17 protein-coding genes and 1 pseudogene are annotated in these 18,275 nt (G+C 47.6%); 10 read left to right on the top strand and 8 right to left on the bottom strand.

The window, feature by feature from the left end; all coding sequences use genetic code 11:
- Positions 1 to 96 precede the first annotated feature (96 nt).
- Positions 97 to 2,061: a bifunctional diguanylate cyclase/phosphodiesterase gene (locus FH968_RS14560; RefSeq protein ID WP_139880642.1), complete on the bottom strand. Its 1,965-nt coding sequence runs from the start codon at positions 2,059 to 2,061 to the stop codon at positions 97 to 99.
- A 242-nt stretch (positions 2,062 to 2,303) separates the two neighbouring features.
- Between FH968_RS14560 and FH968_RS14565 the strand changes: the two genes are divergently transcribed.
- A complete protein-coding gene (locus FH968_RS14565) occupies positions 2,304 to 4,265 on the top strand; it encodes a U32 family peptidase (RefSeq protein ID WP_139880644.1) in 1,962 nt (653 codons plus the stop codon).
- An 83-nt stretch (positions 4,266 to 4,348) separates the two neighbouring features.
- Here FH968_RS14565 and FH968_RS14570 read toward each other — a convergent pair whose 3' ends face one another.
- Complete coding sequence (locus FH968_RS14570; RefSeq protein ID WP_139880646.1) at positions 4,349 to 5,212, bottom strand: LysR family transcriptional regulator; 864 nt, start codon at positions 5,210 to 5,212, stop codon at positions 4,349 to 4,351.
- Between the two features lie 102 nt (positions 5,213 to 5,314).
- Here FH968_RS14570 and FH968_RS14575 point away from each other — a divergent pair, with 102 nt between their 5' ends.
- Positions 5,315 to 5,749 carry a multidrug/biocide efflux PACE transporter gene (locus tag FH968_RS14575; protein WP_139880648.1) on the top strand — a complete coding sequence of 145 codons (435 nt, stop codon included), beginning with the start codon at positions 5,315 to 5,317 and terminating at the stop codon, positions 5,747 to 5,749.
- Positions 5,750 to 5,782: 33 nt separating this feature from the next.
- Here the strand turns inward: FH968_RS14575 and tam are convergent, their stop codons facing one another.
- On the bottom strand, positions 5,783 to 6,544 hold the full coding sequence (gene tam / locus FH968_RS14580) for a trans-aconitate 2-methyltransferase (protein ID WP_139880650.1): 762 nt from the start codon (positions 6,542 to 6,544) through the stop codon (positions 5,783 to 5,785).
- A 118-nt stretch (positions 6,545 to 6,662) separates the two neighbouring features.
- Between tam and FH968_RS14585 the strand changes: the two genes are divergently transcribed.
- The 4 genes and pseudogenes from FH968_RS14585 (at position 6,663) to FH968_RS14600 (ending at position 10,784) form a co-directional block, all read left to right on the top strand.
- Positions 6,663 to 7,685: a DUF2157 domain-containing protein gene (locus FH968_RS14585; protein WP_139880652.1), complete on the top strand. Its 1,023-nt coding sequence runs from the start codon at positions 6,663 to 6,665 to the stop codon at positions 7,683 to 7,685.
- A 734-nt stretch (positions 7,686 to 8,419) separates the two neighbouring features.
- Complete coding sequence (locus FH968_RS14590) at positions 8,420 to 8,797, top strand: hypothetical protein (RefSeq protein WP_139880654.1); 378 nt, start codon at positions 8,420 to 8,422, stop codon at positions 8,795 to 8,797.
- Positions 8,798 to 8,893: 96 nt separating this feature from the next.
- A pseudogene (locus FH968_RS14595) lies at positions 8,894 to 9,148 on the top strand (IS1-like element transposase); the annotation flags it as partial.
- Positions 9,149 to 9,635: 487 nt separating this feature from the next.
- The gene (locus FH968_RS14600; RefSeq protein ID WP_189389138.1) at positions 9,636 to 10,784 is read left to right on the top strand and encodes an OmpA family protein; all 1,149 of its coding nucleotides are present in this window, start codon (positions 9,636 to 9,638) and stop codon (positions 10,782 to 10,784) included.
- 206 nt (positions 10,785 to 10,990) lie between these two features.
- Here the strand turns inward: FH968_RS14600 and FH968_RS14605 are convergent, their stop codons facing one another.
- On the bottom strand, positions 10,991 to 11,401 hold the full coding sequence (locus tag FH968_RS14605; RefSeq protein ID WP_139880658.1) for a GFA family protein: 411 nt from the start codon (positions 11,399 to 11,401) through the stop codon (positions 10,991 to 10,993).
- 138 nt (positions 11,402 to 11,539) lie between these two features.
- Here FH968_RS14605 and FH968_RS14610 point away from each other — a divergent pair, with 138 nt between their 5' ends.
- Positions 11,540 to 11,833 carry a hypothetical protein gene (locus tag FH968_RS14610; RefSeq protein ID WP_139880660.1) on the top strand — a complete coding sequence of 98 codons (294 nt, stop codon included), beginning with the start codon at positions 11,540 to 11,542 and terminating at the stop codon, positions 11,831 to 11,833.
- Between the two features lie 37 nt (positions 11,834 to 11,870).
- Here FH968_RS14610 and FH968_RS14615 read toward each other — a convergent pair whose 3' ends face one another.
- Both FH968_RS14615 and ftrA read right to left on the bottom strand, forming a co-directional pair.
- On the bottom strand, positions 11,871 to 12,236 hold the full coding sequence (locus FH968_RS14615) for an RcnB family protein (protein WP_139880662.1): 366 nt from the start codon (positions 12,234 to 12,236) through the stop codon (positions 11,871 to 11,873).
- Positions 12,237 to 12,290: 54 nt separating this feature from the next.
- Positions 12,291 to 13,280: a transcriptional regulator FtrA gene (gene ftrA, locus FH968_RS14620; RefSeq protein ID WP_139880664.1), complete on the bottom strand. Its 990-nt coding sequence runs from the start codon at positions 13,278 to 13,280 to the stop codon at positions 12,291 to 12,293.
- A gap of 110 nt (positions 13,281 to 13,390) precedes the next feature.
- Between ftrA and FH968_RS14625 the strand changes: the two genes are divergently transcribed.
- Positions 13,391 to 13,780 carry a rhodanese-like domain-containing protein gene (locus tag FH968_RS14625; protein ID WP_139880666.1) on the top strand — a complete coding sequence of 130 codons (390 nt, stop codon included), beginning with the start codon at positions 13,391 to 13,393 and terminating at the stop codon, positions 13,778 to 13,780.
- 76 nt (positions 13,781 to 13,856) lie between these two features.
- Entirely contained in the window at positions 13,857 to 14,360 is a 504-nt protein-coding gene (locus FH968_RS14630; RefSeq protein ID WP_139880668.1) for a DUF1993 family protein, read from the top strand.
- Positions 14,361 to 14,375: 15 nt separating this feature from the next.
- Here the strand turns inward: FH968_RS14630 and FH968_RS14635 are convergent, their stop codons facing one another.
- Positions 14,376 to 15,293 (bottom strand): bestrophin family protein, encoded by a 918-nt coding sequence (locus FH968_RS14635; protein WP_139880756.1) that lies wholly within the window; start codon positions 15,291 to 15,293, stop codon positions 14,376 to 14,378.
- A gap of 235 nt (positions 15,294 to 15,528) precedes the next feature.
- Between FH968_RS14635 and FH968_RS14640 the strand changes: the two genes are divergently transcribed.
- Positions 15,529 to 16,641, top strand: coding sequence for a cobalamin-independent methionine synthase II family protein (locus FH968_RS14640; protein WP_139880670.1), 1,113 nt, complete (start codon positions 15,529 to 15,531; stop codon positions 16,639 to 16,641).
- 80 nt (positions 16,642 to 16,721) lie between these two features.
- Here the strand turns inward: FH968_RS14640 and FH968_RS14645 are convergent, their stop codons facing one another.
- A complete protein-coding gene (locus tag FH968_RS14645) occupies positions 16,722 to 18,260 on the bottom strand; it encodes a methyl-accepting chemotaxis protein (protein ID WP_139880672.1) in 1,539 nt (512 codons plus the stop codon).
- Between the last annotated feature and the right edge of the window lie 15 nt (positions 18,261 to 18,275).

The following is an 18,275-nucleotide window of genomic DNA, read 5'->3' on the forward strand; positions in this document are numbered from 1 at the left end:
TTAACAACAGACGGGATGATATTGAAAACTCTGCAAGTTCGTCAGGATAAGAGGGCCAGGGAAATGGCTCACCCAAACGGGAGAGCCACAAAGACTTTATTCGGTTTCGCTACAGGATTCTTCTTCAACTGAGTCCTGTTGCACGTTATTCAGATAGTCCAAAGCCTTCTGACGCTCCAGTGGCCGTGAGAAATAATAACCCTGCATATAGGGAACATTGCACTGCGCAAGCAACAGGCGTTGTTTTTCAGTTTCTACGCCCTCGGCTATCACTTTGAAATTAAGGCTTTTTGAGATATTCATCATCGCCTGAACAATTGACAGACCTTTTTGTTCAATATGTTGAATAAATGAACGGTCGATTTTGATGTAATCAATATTCATATTTTGGATAACGGACAGGCTGGAATATCCCGTTCCAAAATCATCCACAGAAAACTTCACGCCACGCTGTTGTAGCAGGCTTACTTTCTGATTGATCATCATTTGTTCCGATTGGAAGATGGATTCAGTCACTTCCAGGTGCAGTAAATGGCCAGGGATTGCATAGTGTTCGATAACCCGATTAACATTATTCACAAACCCTTTGTCGTAAAACTGAATCATCGAAATATTCACGCACATGCAGGTATCCGCATTGCGTTTATGTATTTTCGCAAGCACCTTGCAGGCTTCTTCCAGCACCCAGCTACCTACCTGAACAATACGGCCGCTTTGTTCCATTAAGGGAATAAATTCACCGGGAGATATTTCTTCGCCCTGATAACGCCAGCGAAGCAACGCTTCAAAACTAACGACCTGACCCGCAGCATTCACAATCGGTTGATACACGAGGCGGAATTCATTGCGTTCAAGAGCACCTTTGAGTGCCTCATTAAGCGTAATGTTGCGGTGTAGGTTACGTTCCAGATCCAGATTGTAAAAGGCAAATCGTTCCGGATATTTACCCTTTTGCGAATACATGGCGATGTCAGCCAACTGAATCAGGCGCGTGACGGAGGTGTCATGTTCTGGGCAAACCGAAATGCCGATAGTTGCGTTCAGGGTAACGGCATGTTCATCGAGTTTAATCGGATGAGAAAAGCAGTGAGTTATCTGCTCGGCAAGCAGGCTGGTTGATTCGTACGTTTTATCTTTAACCAGCAGAATAAATTCATCACCGCCCCAACGACACATTAAGACTTCGGCATCATTACAACGTTTAAGCCTGGCACTTAAGGTCATCAACACTTTATCGCCAATGTTATGACCCAGCGTGTCATTGATATTTTTAAAACCGTCGAGATCGATAAAGAAAATGGAAAAATTGGTAATCTTGTGGTTCCGAAAGTCTTGTTCAACGGCCTCTACTGCGGATAAAAAAGCACTCCGGTTATACAGGCCGGTTAGTGAGTCTTTGTTAGATATTTCATAGACTTCTTGCGTTCTTATGCGGATGGTTTCTTCCATATTCGCCACCAGCGTTTTGTTTCGGTAGCGTAATAATATCCCTTCCTTTATATATTTAGCTGAACGCACGGAGGAGACCATCATAATGGCAGTAAAGCAGAAGCCGAGAATACCGAGGTTATGCTTGTAATGCTCTGGTTGCATTATGAGCAACAATGATATCGGCATCAGAATAATAATGTTGTACAGCGAGGAGAGCAGCAGACTACCGGAAAGTATACTTGTCGCACCGCCTGCCATCGCCGCCAGTATCACATTGGTAGTGCTTAATTCTTCGATAGAAAATTGGGGATAAAAAACGACCGCGTACACGCTCCACAACACTGCGGTAAGCAAGCAACCACTGGAAAAGCGCAGTAACCAAATCTTCTCTTTTTTATGTTCTGGTTGGCCTCTCAACCACATTTGGCTATCTATAACACGCAGGCCGAGGAGCAAAGTCATGGCCAGCCACCAGGTGATTTTGGCATGGAGATTCTGGTTATCAATAAAAGTGAAAACCATTATGGTCGCAGCAATAAAGGTAATCAGAATGCCTGGTAATGAATTGGTGTATAAAAGCCGGATGCCTTCCGATAGGTAAAGATTTGAATATTCAGTGTTTTTTGTCATTTTCAGTCATCGTAGCTGAGTAACTCAACGCACTACCACTTCAGTAGGTCTAATATGATCACTCTTTGAAATTATTCTACTTGTAAGTGTAAATTAAAAAATCACGTAATACACCGTTAATTACTAAGGCATTTCAAGTCATGAGAGTTTGCACAGAGCACCATGCGTTACGGTCTATGCTTGCGCGTCTATTCTGACTACAATAGCCACCTTTCGCCCATAACACAGAAAACAGACCTATTATGCGCCTGCACGCCAATCATCTTGAATTACTCAGCCCAGCCCGTGACACCTCCATTGCCCGCGAAGCCATTTTGCATGGTGCGGATGCGGTCTACATCGGCGGGCCTGGTTTTGGCGCACGCCATAATGCCGGTAACAGTCTGCAAGACCTTGCCGAATTGGTGCCGTTTGCCCACCGTTATGGGGCGAAGATTTTCGTTACGCTAAACACCATCTTGCATGATAACGAGCTGGAACCTGCACGCAGGATGATCCACGACTTGTATCAAGTCGGCGTGGATGCACTGATTGTGCAGGACATGGGCGTGCTGGAAATGGATTTGCCGCCGATTGAATTGCACGCCAGTACTCAGTGCGATATCCGCAGTGCAGAAAAAGCGAAATTCCTCTCCGATGCCGGTTTCTCGCAAATTGTTCTGGCCCGTGAGCTGAACCTTAATCAAATCCGCTCGATCCATGAAAACGTCGACGCCACGATTGAGTTCTTCATTCACGGCGCATTATGCGTGGCGTATTCCGGGCAATGTAATATTTCCCACGCGCAGACCGGGCGCAGCGCAAACCGTGGTGATTGCTCCCAGGCTTGCCGCTTGCCGTATACGCTCAAAGACGATCAGGGCCGCGTGGTGGCTTATGAAAAACACCTGCTGTCGATGAAAGATAACGATCAGAGTGCCAACCTGGCAGCGCTGGTCGATGCGGGTGTTCGTTCCTTCAAGATTGAAGGGCGCTACAAAGACATGAGCTATGTGAAAAACATTACCGCTTATTATCGCCAGTTGTTGGATGAGTTAATGGAGCAGCGCACCGACCTGGTTCGCGCCTCTGCGGGTGTAACTTCGCATTTCTTTATTCCTTCGCCAGATAAAACTTTCCACCGTGGCAGCACTGATTACTTCGTAAACGAACGCAAAATCGACATTGGTGCATTTGACTCACCAAAATATGTCGGTTTGCCAGTGGGCGAAGTACTGAAAGTCGGCAAAGATTTTCTTGATGTCAGCGTCACCGACACGCTGAACAATGGCGATGGTCTGAACATATTGATCAAGCGCGATATCGTCGGCTTCCGTGCCAATACCGTGGAAAAAACCGGTAACAACCAGTATCGCGTCTGGCCGAATGAAATGCCGGAAACGCTGAAAAACCTGCGTCCGAACCATCCGCTGAACCGCAACCTCGACCATAACTGGCAGCAGGCGCTAACCAAAACATCCAGCGAGCGCCGTATTGCTGTCGACCTGGAGTTAGGTGGCTGGCAGGAGCAACTGGTGCTGACCGCGACCAGTGAAGATGGCGTCAGCGTTAGTAAAACGCTGGAAGGGCAGTTTGAAGTTGCGAATAACCCAGAGAAGGCGTATTCAAATCTGCGCGATAGCCTGGCAAAACTGGGCCAAACAATGTATCAGGCACGCAAAATTGATTTGAATTTGCCAGCCGCGTTGTTCATTCCTAATAGCCTATTAAACCAACTGCGCCGCGATGTAATCGACGAGCTAACCGAAGCGCGTTTGCAGCAATATCAGCGTGGCACCCGTAAACCGGTAAGTGTACCGCCACCAGTCTATCCGGATGATCATCTCACTTTCCTGGCAAACGTCTACAACCATAAAGCGCGTGGATTTTACCAGCGCTATGGTGTGAAACTGATTGATGCCGCATACGAAGCCCATGAAGAAAAGGGTGACGTGCCGGTGATGATCACCAAACATTGCCTGCGTTTTGCCTTTAATTTATGCCCGAAACAGGCGAAAGGTTCCGTCAAAAGCTGGAAAGCCTCTCCGATGCAACTGGTACATCAAGACGAAGTGCTGACGCTGAAATTTGACTGCAAACCCTGTGAGATGCACGTCATCGGCAAAATGAAAAATCACATCCTGAAAATGCCATTACCTGGCAGCGATGTGGTCGCGTCAATTAGCCCGGATGAGTTGTTAAAGACGATGCCAAAGCGGAAATAACGGGTTTAGTGTCGGGTGTTGCTTACGCTAACCCGACCTAAGAAAGTGGTTGTTGGAGTGGATTAGCGCAAGGCGACATCCACTCAAGTTTGCGCACGCAACTGATCAACAATCCAACGCCCAGCAGGGCCTGGTGGTGTCTTGTTCGACCAAAGAACATCCACATCAATACGCTGTGGCCAGCCGGCAATCGGTAGCTCCTGCAAAATATCGTGACCAAATTGCTCTACCAGCCAGCGCGGTAAAATCCCCCAACCAAAGCCTTGTTCTGCCATTTCCAACAGCATCAATAATGACGGCGAAGACCACATCGGCCCACCGCTTTTATTACGCGTCGGGTCGATAAAGGTGCTCAGACAAAGCTGGCGAACGGTTTGCAATGTGTCCATCTCAACAGCGGGCAGTCGAGCTAACTCATGCTGCCGATGAATATAAATTGCCATTTCCGCACCCACTTGCAAGCGTGACACCGTCACGTCAACAGGGTAGCGAGGTTGTACGCGAAGTACCCCAACATGCGCACGACCTATCTGAATCAGGTCGATAACGTCTTCGTCTTCGGCTATCAAACATTCAAATTCGATATCCGGGAAACGTTGTGAGAAACGCTGGAGAATGGATTCGTGATGTGCAGTTTGCCAGACGTCAGACAGCACAAAGCTCAGGCGTGGTTCCACGTTTCCTGCCAGGCGTACTGACACTTCATTGAGCCGTTCGCTGGCCGCCATTATCGACTGGATGTACGGTAAGACATGTTGCCCTTGCGCGGTTAACGCAGGCTGGCGGCTTTGGCGATCAAATAACGTCACACCCAAATCCGCTTCCAGATTGGCAATTGCGCTGCTTACCGTCGACTGGCTTTTTTTGAGTTTACGCGCCGCGGCTGAAAATGATCCGGTTTCTACTGCTTGTAAAAAGGCTTCGAGAGATTCGGGGGAATATTTCATAATCTATCGCTTTTATCGATGGCTATTCACTTTAGTCTATCAGTAATTACGATGATAATGCGTGGCATAGCCATATTGCTGTAAGAAGACCCGGAGTAGATTATGCAGTCTCAAAAAAGATCATTTGCCGAACGCATCCTGCATGCGGTGGGGTTTGAAGTTATCGCTATTGCGATTTGTGCGCCACTGGCGGCATGGATTATGGATAAGCCGTTGTTCCAGATGGGCGCGCTGGCCATCATGCTTTCGACCGTCGCAATGGTGTGGAACATCATTTATAACGCAGGATTCGACAGAGTTTTCCCGCTTGAGCAAAAACGCCGTATGCCACTGCGTGTGGCCCATGCGCTCGGTTTTGAAGGGGGATTTATTCTGATTGGCCTACCGCTGGCCGCCTGGATGCTCGACATCACATTGTTAAAAGCGTTTATGGTCGAGATTGGTTTTTTCCTGTTCTTCCTACCGTATACCGTGATCTACAACTGGTGTTACGACGCATTACGTGCCCGTCGCTTTCAGTCTTTAGCGCAAAGATAATCCCCGAACGCACCTCTATGGTGCGTTCTTTTTCTACCCATCCGTTTTTCGCGCCACGATAAACAAACGTGGGAACAGCATCAGCACAGTGCCATCTTTTTGCTGCGGGTAAGCTTGCTGCAAAAGCTGGTGATAACGTTCGAGAAAAGCATTTTGTTGAATGCTATCTAAACCGGTGAGATAGGGCCGTAAACCGGTTGAACTCAGCCATTCAATAATGGCTCGTGCCGATGGCATAACGTGGAAATAAGTTGTACGCCAGATATCCACCGTACAGCCTGCATCGGCCAGTAAATCGTAATATTCCTGTGCGGGTAACAGTGCTTCCCGACCAGCGTCCACATTTCCTAACTCAGCAGCCACCTGACGCATTAGCGTATGTGTCGGTTCCTGCCAGTTATCTGGCATTTGCACGGCCAAAACCCCGTTGTTGGCCAATTGCGCTACCAGATGTGGGAACAATTTCCGATGGTTACTCAACCACTGCAACGACGCGTTCGCGTAGACAACATCTTGTTTTACCGATGGTTGCCAGTACGCCACATCGGCTTGTTCAAACTGACAATCAGGAAGTGCCGCGCGCGCTTTTTCAAGCATTGCCGGAGAATTGTCGATACCTGTCACTGTCGCGTGCGGGAAAGATTTATGCAGCAGTGCTGTACTGTTGCCAGGACCACAGCCCAAATCTGAAAGATGTAAAACCTGCTGATGTTGAATACGAGCGGCTAACTCTGCTGCCGGGCGGGTTCGTTCTGCTTCAAACTGTAAATAAAGAGCGGGGTTCCAGTCCTGCATTGATTTCTCCTCAGACTAAACTCACATTAAATCAGGTGATACTTTAAGAAAGTGTCACCTCATACATTACGACAAATTACGCTAACGTGGTGGGTAAAATCAGGTAAGGAAAACCGTTATGAAAGTTACACGCAAACAGGAACGCATCATTCGGCGCACGCTGGAGGGCTGGTGTCAGGAGGGGGTTATTGATGCCACCGAACAACAACGGCTGCAACAAAACCTCTCGGTACAACTTTTTGACTGGCAGCGACTGAGCCGCTATGCCTTCTGGGTTGCGCTTGCCTGCGTCATCATTGCTATTGGCAGCCTGGTAGCCGATGAATATTTGATGGCGTTGCTCTTCAATTTTGGCTACGTCCCACGCGCTATTGGTTTAGGTATTCTCGCCACAGCATTTTATTTCTGGGGATTTCACCGCCAAAAACACGCGCCGGACAAACGTTACAGCAATGAAGCGATTCTATTCCTGGGCGTGTTGTTCACTGCATTATTTTTATGGCAGCTCGGCATGGCGCTGGATAACGGTAGCGGAAACATTGCACCGTTGTTCTTAACTGGTTGTGCGATTTATGGTGCGATCGGTTATTTCGGGCGTTCAGGGCTTATCTGGCTGTTTTGCCTTTTGGCGCTAGGCAGCTACTTTGGTACTTCAACAGGGTACGCTTCCGGCTGGGGAGCTTATTGGCTCGACATGAACTACCCAATTCGTTTTGTCCTATTCGGGGGCGTGTTGCTTGCTGCTTGCTACTTACTGAAAAAACCATTGCAGCAGCGCAACTTGTTTGGCGTCAGCAAAGCGATGGGGTTGTTGTATCTGTTTATTGCCTTGTGGATATTGTCCATCTTCGGGAATTACGACCTGGATATCTGGCAAAGCGTGCGCCAGATTGAGCTGCTGCATTGGTCACTACTGTTTGCGTTAGCGGCATTCGCTTGTATCTGGATAAGCCTGAAAACCGACGACGGTATGCTGCGAGGATTTGGACTCACGTTTATCGGAATCAATCTTTATACCCGCTACTTCGAACTGTTCTGGGACGGCACCAACAAAGTGGTCTTCTTCCTGATACTCGCCGTCTCTCTGGCCCTGGTAGGACGCTACGCGGAGAAGATTTGGCGGCTTGGAGAAGGGCGCTAAAATTACGCCCGCTTTTTCTTTGGGGCACGGATGGGGCATGGCCGACAAAGCTTGTGTTGAGCATATCAATTTGCGCTTCGTCGTTTCCTTTCATTCCTGCCCCATAAACCCACTGAGGGTTGCTATGCCCCATTTGTAAGGCTATGAAGTTAGGCTTGTCAAGCAGCCAAGGACCAGCATGCGAAAGTATGGCGCGACTGATAGGGGGCCGGTAGCGAAGATGATTTCATGTGTTCTGCATCAACTGCCAGATAAGTCGTCGCTCTTTGCCGCGCTTTTGATTTTCCACTCACCTTAGCCCTGTGACATCAATCACAGATGCGCGATTTCACCCCAGGTGAGCGTTAAAACCGAAAAGGGGCCAAAGTAAAATGCTCATATTTATCTCAGTTAATAATAAGTGCATTTCTGGCACCAAATCCAGGGGGTGATTACCGTTATTTATAAAGTCAATAAACCTGCGGTTTTAATGTGTTTTAAAGCTCTCAATGAGCAGTATTTTAAATTCATCTTGCCCAGAGAATGAGAGTGGGGGTTAATTTTTTTAAAAAAAGAATATTAAATTTGAGGTGGTTTTCTCTTAACTCAATATGATAATCTGCTGGGGTGTTTTGATAGTTAACGATCCTCCATTTGCACTTATTCTGTTTTTTAAAATACATTTTTTGCTTGGAGCTCGCAACGAGTTGAACGATAGTGTATGAAGATTAATACATTAAGGGTAGTAAATAGATATGAGTTACACTCACATTATTGTTAAGATGAAAGCTGATGGTAAAAACAAATCTTTGAGCCATACAGAAACTAATCTGGATGAAAGCTTTGTCGTCGAACATATCATTAAGCCTTATATTGCAGGTGAGATTGTTATTGTTGATGGTGCGCGTGCGGAATCCCAGGCGATTGAAAAAATTTCAGTATTCCGTAGTGAAGAGGATATTCAACAGTTAATTGTTGAAACACAAAACCAGGTCAAACCCGGCTCGGCACGTGAGCGCGCCCACCGCCTTTTCGGTGGTCGTATGGCAGGAAATGATGTTCAGTCGGTACTTCGAAGTGAAGGGGTTGAGCAAGTTACCCGCAAAGTGTTCAACCTTGCGCTGGAGATCTGACGTCTTCTTTTCTATACAGAAATGCTAATAGGGAGTTGGTCAAGTATTCAATGTGTTGATCATACGGTAGAATAATTTTTTTGCAGAGTGCATCTGATGGTTAAAGTTGGCGTAAAATGCCCGTTTTGTGAGCAGGCCGAATCCGTTAAAAAGCATGGTATGGGTACTACCGGACATCAGCGTTATCGCTGTCAGTCATGCTGCCGAACCTTTCAGCTCGATTATGCTTATCACGCCTGTCAGCCCGGTATGAAAGAAAAAATAGTCTATCTTGCAATGAATAACGCAGGTATCCGCGATACAGCACGGGCGTTACATATCAGCATTAATACCGTTGTGCGAACCTTAAAAAACGCTCGACGGGATGTATAAAATGAGCGTGAAAATTACCTGCTATGACTTGAGCTACATATTGAATACGCGACCCGGGAGTTTTCCCTGATAATCCTGTGTCGTCATTTTTATTGGCAACGTCAAATCAGTTCAGTAATAGTGCTGTTGAAGGTCAGCAGTACCCATGTATATCCAATATCGTTGAACAGTAAAATACTATAACCCCTCAGCTAAACCTGACAATAAGCTATGGCTTAAAATGTCTTTCATATGTCGTGGCGTTTTTCTCATCAAAAATATAGGGTGGGGTTTCTGCGAGTGAAATGATATTGGGCTGGCACATCAATCACGGTGCTGATTTATTTTTTAAAAAGGATTATTCATGCATGGTTTTTCATTGGTATTTGTCATCCATGTATATTAATGTTTTACATCCGTAAATAATATGCATCTCTGAACAAGCATGTCAGTAGTAGTGCATAATACTATAAAATATAGAGGGCTCATGAACGAGCAAGAACATATTCTTCCATTATTGGAAGGGAAGTTTAGTGAAAATTTATATACCAAATTAGGATGGGCGCTGGGCGAAAACAAAGAGAATGTTTCGCTGGCGTTATCAGCAATTATGCCTGTGTTGTTTGGTCGGATTAAAAACTTTATGGGCCGATCGGACTCCATGGACCATTTTGTTGAAATGATTCGGGCCTCAAAGGACCTTCCTGAAGAAGGGTCGAGCACAGAACATCTGATGTCAGCTGGCGAAAACCCGATGCTTCAGAGCCTGCTTGCTATGATAGCGCCTGAACGTGACGATAATTTGCTCAGCACGGTAGCTTCAGTTGCACATATCTCCGAAAAGTCATCATCAACCTTGCTTTCTGTCGGTGCTGGAATGTTGTTCTCCTTCATCCGAAAATATCTCAGCAATCCATCAAAGGATAGCCATTCGCTAAAAGGGTGGTTACAGGACTTAGGACCTGAGACGGGTGCATTTGGGCCGGTCAAAGCCGTCAGTGGTCTTCATCAGAGGGTAAAAGAACCCGCTGTAAAGACGAAGAAAAGGAAATTTCGTTGGTTGTTTATCGCACTTATTTTACTGCTGCTTGCACTGGCATTTTTGATGCTTCGCGGCTGTAGTCAGTCTGATAAAACGATGAGTGCGACAGCTCAAAACAGTTTCCATTGGAAAAATCTGGGTGAATTTTTTGATCAATTACTGCCAGATGGCTCTAAGATCAACATTCCTCGCCTTGGCGTGGAAAACAAACTGGTTTCATTTATCTCAAACAAGGAACCTGTTGATAATGGTCTTTGGTTTTCTTTTGACCGCTTACAGTTTCAGAAAAACAGTGCATTGCTGGACGACATCTCCCGTGACCAGCTGACCAACATTTCCAAAATTCTCAAAGCTTATCCGAATGTTAAAATTAAATTAGGTGGTTTTACTGATGACAGCGGCGCTGATGATTTCAATATGAAGCTATCGCAAACACGTGCTGATTCAGTAAAAAATGAGTTAATCACATCTGGTATTGCTGCTGATCGTATTAGCTCGGTAGGATTTGGTGCGGCAAATCCGATTGCACCGAATGATACTGATGATAATCGCGCAAAAAATCGTCGCATTGAAATTCAGGTTGTCCAAAAATAATATAGATGATGTGATGCTGCCCCTGATTTTTGAGGTGTTTTTTGCTCATAAACAGGGGCTTATTGTTATTTTTTATAACAAATTCAGTAACTCGCCTCCTTTCGGGGAGGGGTGAAGGCGCTACGCTGAGAAGTTCTGGCGGCTTTGGGGAGCGGCATTAGATTTCGCTCTGGCCGTAGGGTGGATTACCCACCCTAGAAAATTCGCTATGGCGTTGCTGTAAAGGTCAAGTATCCCGCAATACCACCACCGCCATCTTTCGGGTGATGAGCGCCTTGCATAACAACGACAGATGAGAAATCGAAAGGTGAAACACCTTCCAGGCACGCGACATTCACGCCATATTGCTCGGGATTAGAACGGCGCTGGTGGAAGGTGTAAATGCCGCATACCGAACAGAAAAAATGTACGGCTTCCTGGGTGTTAAAACGGTATTCGGTGAGTTTATCTTTGCCTTTGGTTATCTCAATTCCAGACAATGGAGCCGAGACGGCAATTGCACCGCGCATTCGGCAAAATGAACAGTTACAGCGCCGGGCGGTGTTTAACCCATCGCTGAGTTCGACGGTGAACGCAACGGCACCACAATGGCATTGAGCAGGCATTTTCTTGTTCATATCAACCTCAGTTATGGTTTGATCTCTCACCAGCTTAGTGTTTACGGGGTGTTTGTCATCACACTTTGGCTGTCTTTTCGCGCTATCTTTTGCGAGGATAGCGCGAAATTTCCTGCTATGAACAAAAAGGGTAACGACATGGCTAAGCATCCTACTGGTAAGCACTTGCGCGCGCCGATCACTTTCAACGATAAAAACCTGTTGGTTTATGTGGTGCGTGGTTCAAAAATTGAAGATATGCCAGCGGACGAAGATGAAGACTATCCTGGTGATATGCAGATGCTGATGCCGCAGTTATCTAAAGATTTCGATACAGAATTAAACGAAACGCTGGAAGAGTGTGCATCGGGTGATGTGATTGTCTTTATGTGTACCACTGACATGATTTTTGAGTACGGTTACACGAAAATTAAAGCGATGCGTTGCGCATAAATTAGCAGGCCCTGGCGCAAAACCAGGGCCTGTATTTTTAATGCTGATAAAAAATCTCACCTTTCATAGCGCGCAAAACTTTCCCTTCTGCATCGCTAATCAACACATAGTTCCCACCCATATACGTCCAGTGACTATTGGCTTCTGGTGCAGGCAGGTTTCTGATTTTCCAGGCATCAATCTGATAAGGTTTGGTCCGGTACAAATCTGGCACGATGTCGCCAATTTTGTATGGTTTGTAATCTGCGTGGAATTCCTGAATTTCATAGGAAGAAGCTGGAGATGCAGGGGCCGGGGCTGCAGCAGGTGCAGCAGGTGCATCCTCAGCTTGAACAGAAAACGCCATTGGCAAAGAACCCGCCATCAGGGCCGCGGAAAATAAAAGCACATTCAATTTACGCATACTTACTCCAAATACATTCATTTGCTGAACCTTAAAATAATGCCGTTATCTCTATCACGTTGTTTCGCGTGAGGTAATAAATTTTTCGTTACCTGAAGTAAATGTCTTGCGGTATGCCGCCGGTGTGGTTGATAACTTCGCGCGGAAATGATGACGCAGGGTAGCCGCACTACCAAAGCCAACAAGCTCGGCAATTTCGTCAATGGATAAGGTGCTGCTTTCCAGCAAATCACGGCTGCGAGTCAGGCGCACATTCAACAGCCAGCGGGCAGGAGTACTGCCCGCTGCTGCGGCAAAACGGCGTAAAAAAGTACGTGGGCTCATGCCGGTGAAAGCCGCGAGTGATTCCACGGTATGTTCATCAGCAAGATGAGTTTGCAGGTAATCAAATAGTGGGCTCAGACGCTTGCTTTCATAAGCGACCGGAACAGGCTGTTCGATAAACTGCGCCTGGCCGCCAACACGATGGGGCGGTACCACTAACCTGCGAGCCACGCTGTTGGCGGCAGCCTGGCCATAGTCGCGGCGCACCAGGTGTAAACTCAAATCAATACCCGCCGCACTACCGGCAGAAGTCAGCACTGAACCATTATCGATATACAGCACATCTGGCATCACCTGAATTTCAGGGTAGCGTTGCTGAAGTTTTTCGGTGTAACGCCAGTGCGTGGAGGCCGATAAACCGTTAAGTAAACCTGCAGCGGCCAGCACAAACACACCCGAGCAAATCGACATTACCCTCGCGCCACGCAAATGTGCCGCTTGTAATGCCTCGCACACCTGTTGCGGCACCGGTTCATCGGCACCACGCCACCCGGGTACAATAATTGTTCCTGCTTGTGCCAGTAATTCAAGCCCGCCATCTACTGCCAACCGTATGCCACCAGTAGCACGCAGAACGCCTGGTTCGATACCCGCCACCGCAAAGCGATACCAGTTCTCACCCATTTCCGGACGCGGAAGACCAAAGACTTCCACAGCCACACCAAATTCAAACGTACACAAGCCGTCATACGCTAATGCAACAACAAGAGGGTTTTGCAACGGAGTCGTCCATTAGTTTGTCATGATCTTAACGTTATCTGTCATTTCTGCCACACGTCAAGTTACGCGCAGCACTCTATAGTGATAGCTCACCATCGTGAGGAGTATTTATGAGTTACGTTACTGATTATCCCGCTGCTGCCCCAGAAATCGCCGCTGCTCATTTTCTCCAGCGCCTGAGCCTCGAAACAGATTGTGATGATGTGCATAGTGCGATGAAAGAGCAGGACATGGACTTTGTGCTACTGCATGTCGTTGGTTCGCCGGATGCCTTTGCCCGCAACCATATTTCAGGGGCGCTGCATTTGCCGCATCGTGAAATTTCCGTTGAACGCATGGCACAGTGGCCAACCGATACTTTATTTGTGGTTTATTGCGCAGGCCCGCATTGCAACGGGGCCGACCGTGCAGCTTTAAAACTGGCGCGTCTTGGGCGTCCGGTGAAAATTATGATTGGTGGAATGACAGGTTGGGCAGACGAAGGATTTAGCTTTGCCTGAGCGGTGAATTCGCTATCTGCAGGTACTAACTGAGTGTAATCTTGATTTACTTTTGTGACGATTAAAGGAAGTAACAATGTCTATTTATAGCGAAACTAATGCACAGTTCATCCTCGGTTTAACTAACCTTTCTGCCATTCTTGATAAAGCGGCAGTCTGGGCGAAAGAGAACGGCAAATCTGAAGAAAGTCTGTTACAGGCAGCACTTGCTGAAGATATGTATCCGCTGGTGCGCCAGGTGCAAATCACGACTGATATGGCGAAACGCGGCGTTGCACGTCTGGCGGATGTAGACGCGCCGGTGATGGAAGATAACGAAACCACCATCGAACAACTTCAGGCACGTATCAAAGCCACCGTAGAGTTCATGAAAGGGATTACCGATGAGCAACTGGATGGCGATGACGAACGCCCAATCGTAGTGATGGCTCGTGATCACGAACTGCGTTTCACCGCTCGTAGCTACGTGTACAAATTTGCTACGCCGAACTTTTACTTCCACTTCACCACCGCCTACGACATCTTGCGTCAGGCGGGTGTGCCGTTAGGTAAGCGCGACTTCGTCGGCCCGATTTTCTAATACTGATTGCGCCCGTTAACTCAGTCGATAATGGCGGTTCGGGCGCAGCTTCTCAGGCAATTGCTCACCTTCATTCATATCCTGTAAATCCCGCTCTATAGTGTTGCAGATAGCGTCCAGTGGCAGATCGTTATCTTCGGTGCCAAAAGGTTCTTCCAGCTCTTCTGCCAGGGTATCGAGCGAAATAAAGGTATACGAAACAAACACCGACAGGAATGGCGTCATGTAATGAAGGTCGGTCACCAGTGCAAACGGCAACATGATGCAAAACAGATAGACGGTACGATGCAAGATCAAGGTGTAGGCGAACGGCACCGGCGTACCCGCAATGCGTTCACAACTCCCGGCAACTGTCGAAAGATCGTTAAGATGATGATTCAGGCTGCTCCATACCACATCAGAAATCAGCCCTTGTTTGCGCTTATCGGCCAACCAATCGCCCATCAGCAGCAATATGCGATTACAGGGCGCATGGCTTTTCATTACCCACTGCAAATCTTCAGCGCTCAGGTATTTCTTTAATGTCTCTTCTACGGCACGTTTGCGCAATTTCAGCCTAAGTGCGTGGCAAAAGGCAATCTGCAAATTCGCGAAAGTTTTAATCTGGCTTTCATGTTCGCCGAGCAGACTTTTTACTTCGCGCAGAAACGAACGCTGGGTAATCGCCAGGTGCCCCCACAACGTGCGAGCCTCGTTAAAGCGGGCGTAACAGGCGCTGTTTCTGAATCCCAAAAAGATTGCAATCGCCACGCCAAGAATACTGAATGGCGCAATAGTCAGTTTCAGTCCGAGCGTTTCATACCACGGTAAAAAGAAAATAACGCTGATGGACAGCGCCACGTTCAGCAGCAGGCGAGAATAGATTTTTTGCAGTACCGAACCGTGCCAGACAAAGAGGCGGGTAAACCAGTGTTGATGCGGGCGAACAATCATAATTGTGAGGCTCAAAAACAGGACGTCATATTTAACGGCAAAGTGTGATGTAGATCAACTTTGTTTTCACATGACATTAACAACATGAATAATTTTCAATAGCCATGAAAGATCTTCGTTTGTCGTCACATTCGGCATCTGCCATTCTCCATGACACGATAGCCATCCAGATGGCTAAATATTCAAATAATGAATTATCACCTTGCTAAATTAGTTAGGTCAGCGGAGAAATCACATGTCACAGTCACTGCCTCATCGCGCTCCTTTCCGTGCCGACATCGTCGGTAGCTTCTTACGCCCGGTCACCATCAAAAATGCGCGTCTGGCCTTTGCCGTGGGTGAAATCGACGCCAGCCAGTTGCGCCAGGTTGAAGATGACGCCATTCGTGCCTCGGTTGAGCAACAATGTGCTTGTGGCCTGCATGTGGTGACTGACGGGGAGTTTCGTCGCGCATGGTGGCATTTTGACTTTTTTGACGGTCTGCAAGGCGTGGAGCGCTACGAGTCAGAGCAGGGAATACAATTTAACGGCGTGCAAACCAAAGCACACAGTGTGCGCGTGGTAGGCAAACTTGGTTTCGGTACGCACCCGATGCTGGAAGATTTCCGCTATCTGAAAAGCGTTAGCGGTGACGCGGTTCCTAAAATGACCATTCCAAGCCCGAGTGTGTTGCACTTCCGTGGTGGCCGAAATGCCATCGACAGCGCAGTTTATCCTGATTTGAAAGAGTATTTTGACGATCTCGCCACCACCTGGCGCGATGCGATTCAGGCGTTTTACGCAGCAGGCTGCCGTTATCTGCAATTAGATGACACCGTATGGGCTTATTTATGTTCCGATGCTCAGCGCAAAGAGATCCGCGAACGCGGCGATGATCCAGACCAACTGGCACAAATTTATGCGCAGGTGCTAAATAAAGCACTGGAAGGGAAGCCAGATGATTTGATAATCGGCCTGCATGTTTGTCGCGGTAATTTCCGCTCAACGTGGATTTCAGAAGGTGGTTACGAGCCGGTCGCAGAGGTGTTGTTTGGTTCAGTGAACGTGGATGTGTTCTTCCTTGAGTACGACAACGACCGTTCCGGTGATTTTGCACCGCTGCGCTTTGTGCGTCCAGGGCATCAGCAGGTGGTTTTAGGCCTGATAACCACTAAAAATGGTGAGCTGGAAAATCCGCAATTGATTCAGGAACGAATCAACGAAGCGGCGAAATACGTTGATATCAACCAAATTTGCCTGAGCCCGCAGTGCGGTTTTGCCTCAACTGAAGAGGGAAACAGCCTGACGCCGGAACAACAGTGGGATAAAGTCCGCCTGGTGACGAAACTTGCCGAAATGGTTTGGTAACCCTTTATTGTCGGGTGTCGCTACGCTAACCCGACCTACAAAATCGTAGGGTGGATTAGCGCCAGCGACATCCACCAGATTTAAGCGAGCTTAAACACCGCAACAGTTTCATTGAGTGCTTGCGACTGCTCTTGCAACGACATCGCTGCGGCGGAAGCTTGTTCAACCAACGCGGCATTCTGCTGTGTTACCACATCCATTTGCACCACGGCCTGGTTAATCTGCTCGATACCACGGCTCTGCTCACCGGTTGAAACCGCAATTTCTTCCATCAGCTCGGTTACCTGCTTAATGGCGTTAGAAATACGCTGCATACTTTCACCCGCACGGTTCACCAGATTACTGCCAATGTTTACCTGCTCACCAGAAAGCTCAATCAACTCTTTGATTTCCTTGGCGGCCACCGATGAACGCTGTGCCAGGTTGCGCACCTCACTGGCAACAACTGCAAATCCACGGCCTTGTTCGCCTGCGCGAGCGGCTTCTACGGCGGCGTTCAGCGCCAGAATATTGGTCTGGAAAGCGATATCTTCGATGATGCTAATAATGTTATCTATTTTGCTCGAGCTTGATTCAATATTGCGCATTGAATCAATCACTTCACTGACAATCTCATTGCCGTCGTTTGCCGCAACCAGCATTCCACTGGCCAGTTTATTTGCTTGATGGGAATTGTCAGACGTTAGCTTCACCGTGACGGTAAGCTGTTCCATGCTCGCAGCAGTTTCACCCAACGATGACGCTTGCTCTTCTGTTCGCGCAGACAAATCCGTATTCCCTGCGGCGATTTCTTCAGAGGCATAAGCCACAGTCTGGCTCGATTCGCGTACCTGGCCAATAATGTTTGCCAGTGACACGCGCATTTGCTCCAGCTCGCGCATCATTGCTCCAATTTCATCATTAGCTTTGGCGACAATCGGCCTATGCAGCATGCCATTGGCGATTTCAGTGCAATGCTCTTTGGCTTTATCCAGCTCCGTTAATACACGTTTTTTCAGTAGCCAAAATACGGTACCCAGAATCACGGCAAAGATCAGGGCAAAAATAGCGATGCTCAGCAGGCTTTGGTTGAAACCGGATTGCGCATCTTTATTGAGCTGCTGCGCGTACTGCTGACGAAATGCCAGCAGCTTATCCAGTGCCACTTCAAACTGCTTATCCAACTGCGGTAGGGTGGTCGTTACCAAAGCGCGTGCACGCGCAATATCATTGGCTTTGACGGCATCCAGTAGCGGTTGCAAACCTTGCTCGCGATAATTCACAAAAGCGCTCTGATAAGCATCTGTTAACACTTGTTCACCGGGTTGTTTTGGCGCTTCAAGATAGGTACGAAATGCGGCATTCGCTTTATCCAGCACCGACTGCGCACTGTTTAGTGCCATTTGCCCTTGCTCGGCTGAACCTTGCTCATGTTCTTCTAAGGCTTCCATGGCGCGAACACGCATGGTTCGGCTGTGGTTAATCGGATCGATAACCGATAACACCACACGAATTTCTCGGTTTACGTTATCCAGAGATTGGTTACTGCGGGTTAAGGACCAGATGTTGGAGGTGGTACTGGCTAAAAAAATAAGCAGTAACGTACTGAAAACTAAAATCGAAAAACGCCTGACTGACATGCAATACCCTTATAT

It is taken from the genome of Buttiauxella sp. B2 (assembly GCF_006376615.1).
In the GTDB taxonomy this organism is placed as follows: Bacteria; Pseudomonadota; Gammaproteobacteria; order Enterobacterales; family Enterobacteriaceae; genus Buttiauxella.

Excerpts from the sequence above, each read along its gene's own strand:
- FH968_RS14565 (WP_139880644.1), top strand. The coding sequence starts at position 2,304 with ATGCGCCTGCACGCCAATCATCTTGAATTACTCAGCCCAGCCCGTGAC.
- tam (WP_139880650.1), bottom strand. The coding sequence starts at position 6,544 with ATGCAGGACTGGAACCCCGCTCTTTATTTACAGTTTGAAGCAGAACGA.
- FH968_RS14570 (WP_139880646.1), bottom strand. The coding sequence starts at position 5,212 with ATGAAATATTCCCCCGAATCTCTCGAAGCCTTTTTACAAGCAGTAGAA.
- FH968_RS14645 (WP_139880672.1), bottom strand. The coding sequence starts at position 18,260 with ATGTCAGTCAGGCGTTTTTCGATTTTAGTTTTCAGTACGTTACTGCTT.
- FH968_RS14585 (WP_139880652.1), top strand. The coding sequence starts at position 6,663 with ATGAAAGTTACACGCAAACAGGAACGCATCATTCGGCGCACGCTGGAG.
- FH968_RS14625 (WP_139880666.1), top strand. The coding sequence starts at position 13,391 with ATGAGTTACGTTACTGATTATCCCGCTGCTGCCCCAGAAATCGCCGCT.
- FH968_RS14640 (WP_139880670.1), top strand. The coding sequence starts at position 15,529 with ATGTCACAGTCACTGCCTCATCGCGCTCCTTTCCGTGCCGACATCGTC.
- FH968_RS14630 (WP_139880668.1), top strand. The coding sequence starts at position 13,857 with ATGTCTATTTATAGCGAAACTAATGCACAGTTCATCCTCGGTTTAACT.
- FH968_RS14635 (WP_139880756.1), bottom strand. The coding sequence starts at position 15,293 with ATGATTGTTCGCCCGCATCAACACTGGTTTACCCGCCTCTTTGTCTGG.
- FH968_RS14590 (WP_139880654.1), top strand. The coding sequence starts at position 8,420 with ATGAGTTACACTCACATTATTGTTAAGATGAAAGCTGATGGTAAAAAC.
- FH968_RS14605 (WP_139880658.1), bottom strand. The coding sequence starts at position 11,401 with ATGAACAAGAAAATGCCTGCTCAATGCCATTGTGGTGCCGTTGCGTTC.
- FH968_RS14615 (WP_139880662.1), bottom strand. The coding sequence starts at position 12,236 with ATGCGTAAATTGAATGTGCTTTTATTTTCCGCGGCCCTGATGGCGGGT.
- FH968_RS14560 (WP_139880642.1), bottom strand. The coding sequence starts at position 2,061 with ATGACAAAAAACACTGAATATTCAAATCTTTACCTATCGGAAGGCATC.
- FH968_RS14600 (WP_189389138.1), top strand. The coding sequence starts at position 9,636 with ATGAACGAGCAAGAACATATTCTTCCATTATTGGAAGGGAAGTTTAGT.
- FH968_RS14610 (WP_139880660.1), top strand. The coding sequence starts at position 11,540 with ATGGCTAAGCATCCTACTGGTAAGCACTTGCGCGCGCCGATCACTTTC.
- FH968_RS14575 (WP_139880648.1), top strand. The coding sequence starts at position 5,315 with ATGCAGTCTCAAAAAAGATCATTTGCCGAACGCATCCTGCATGCGGTG.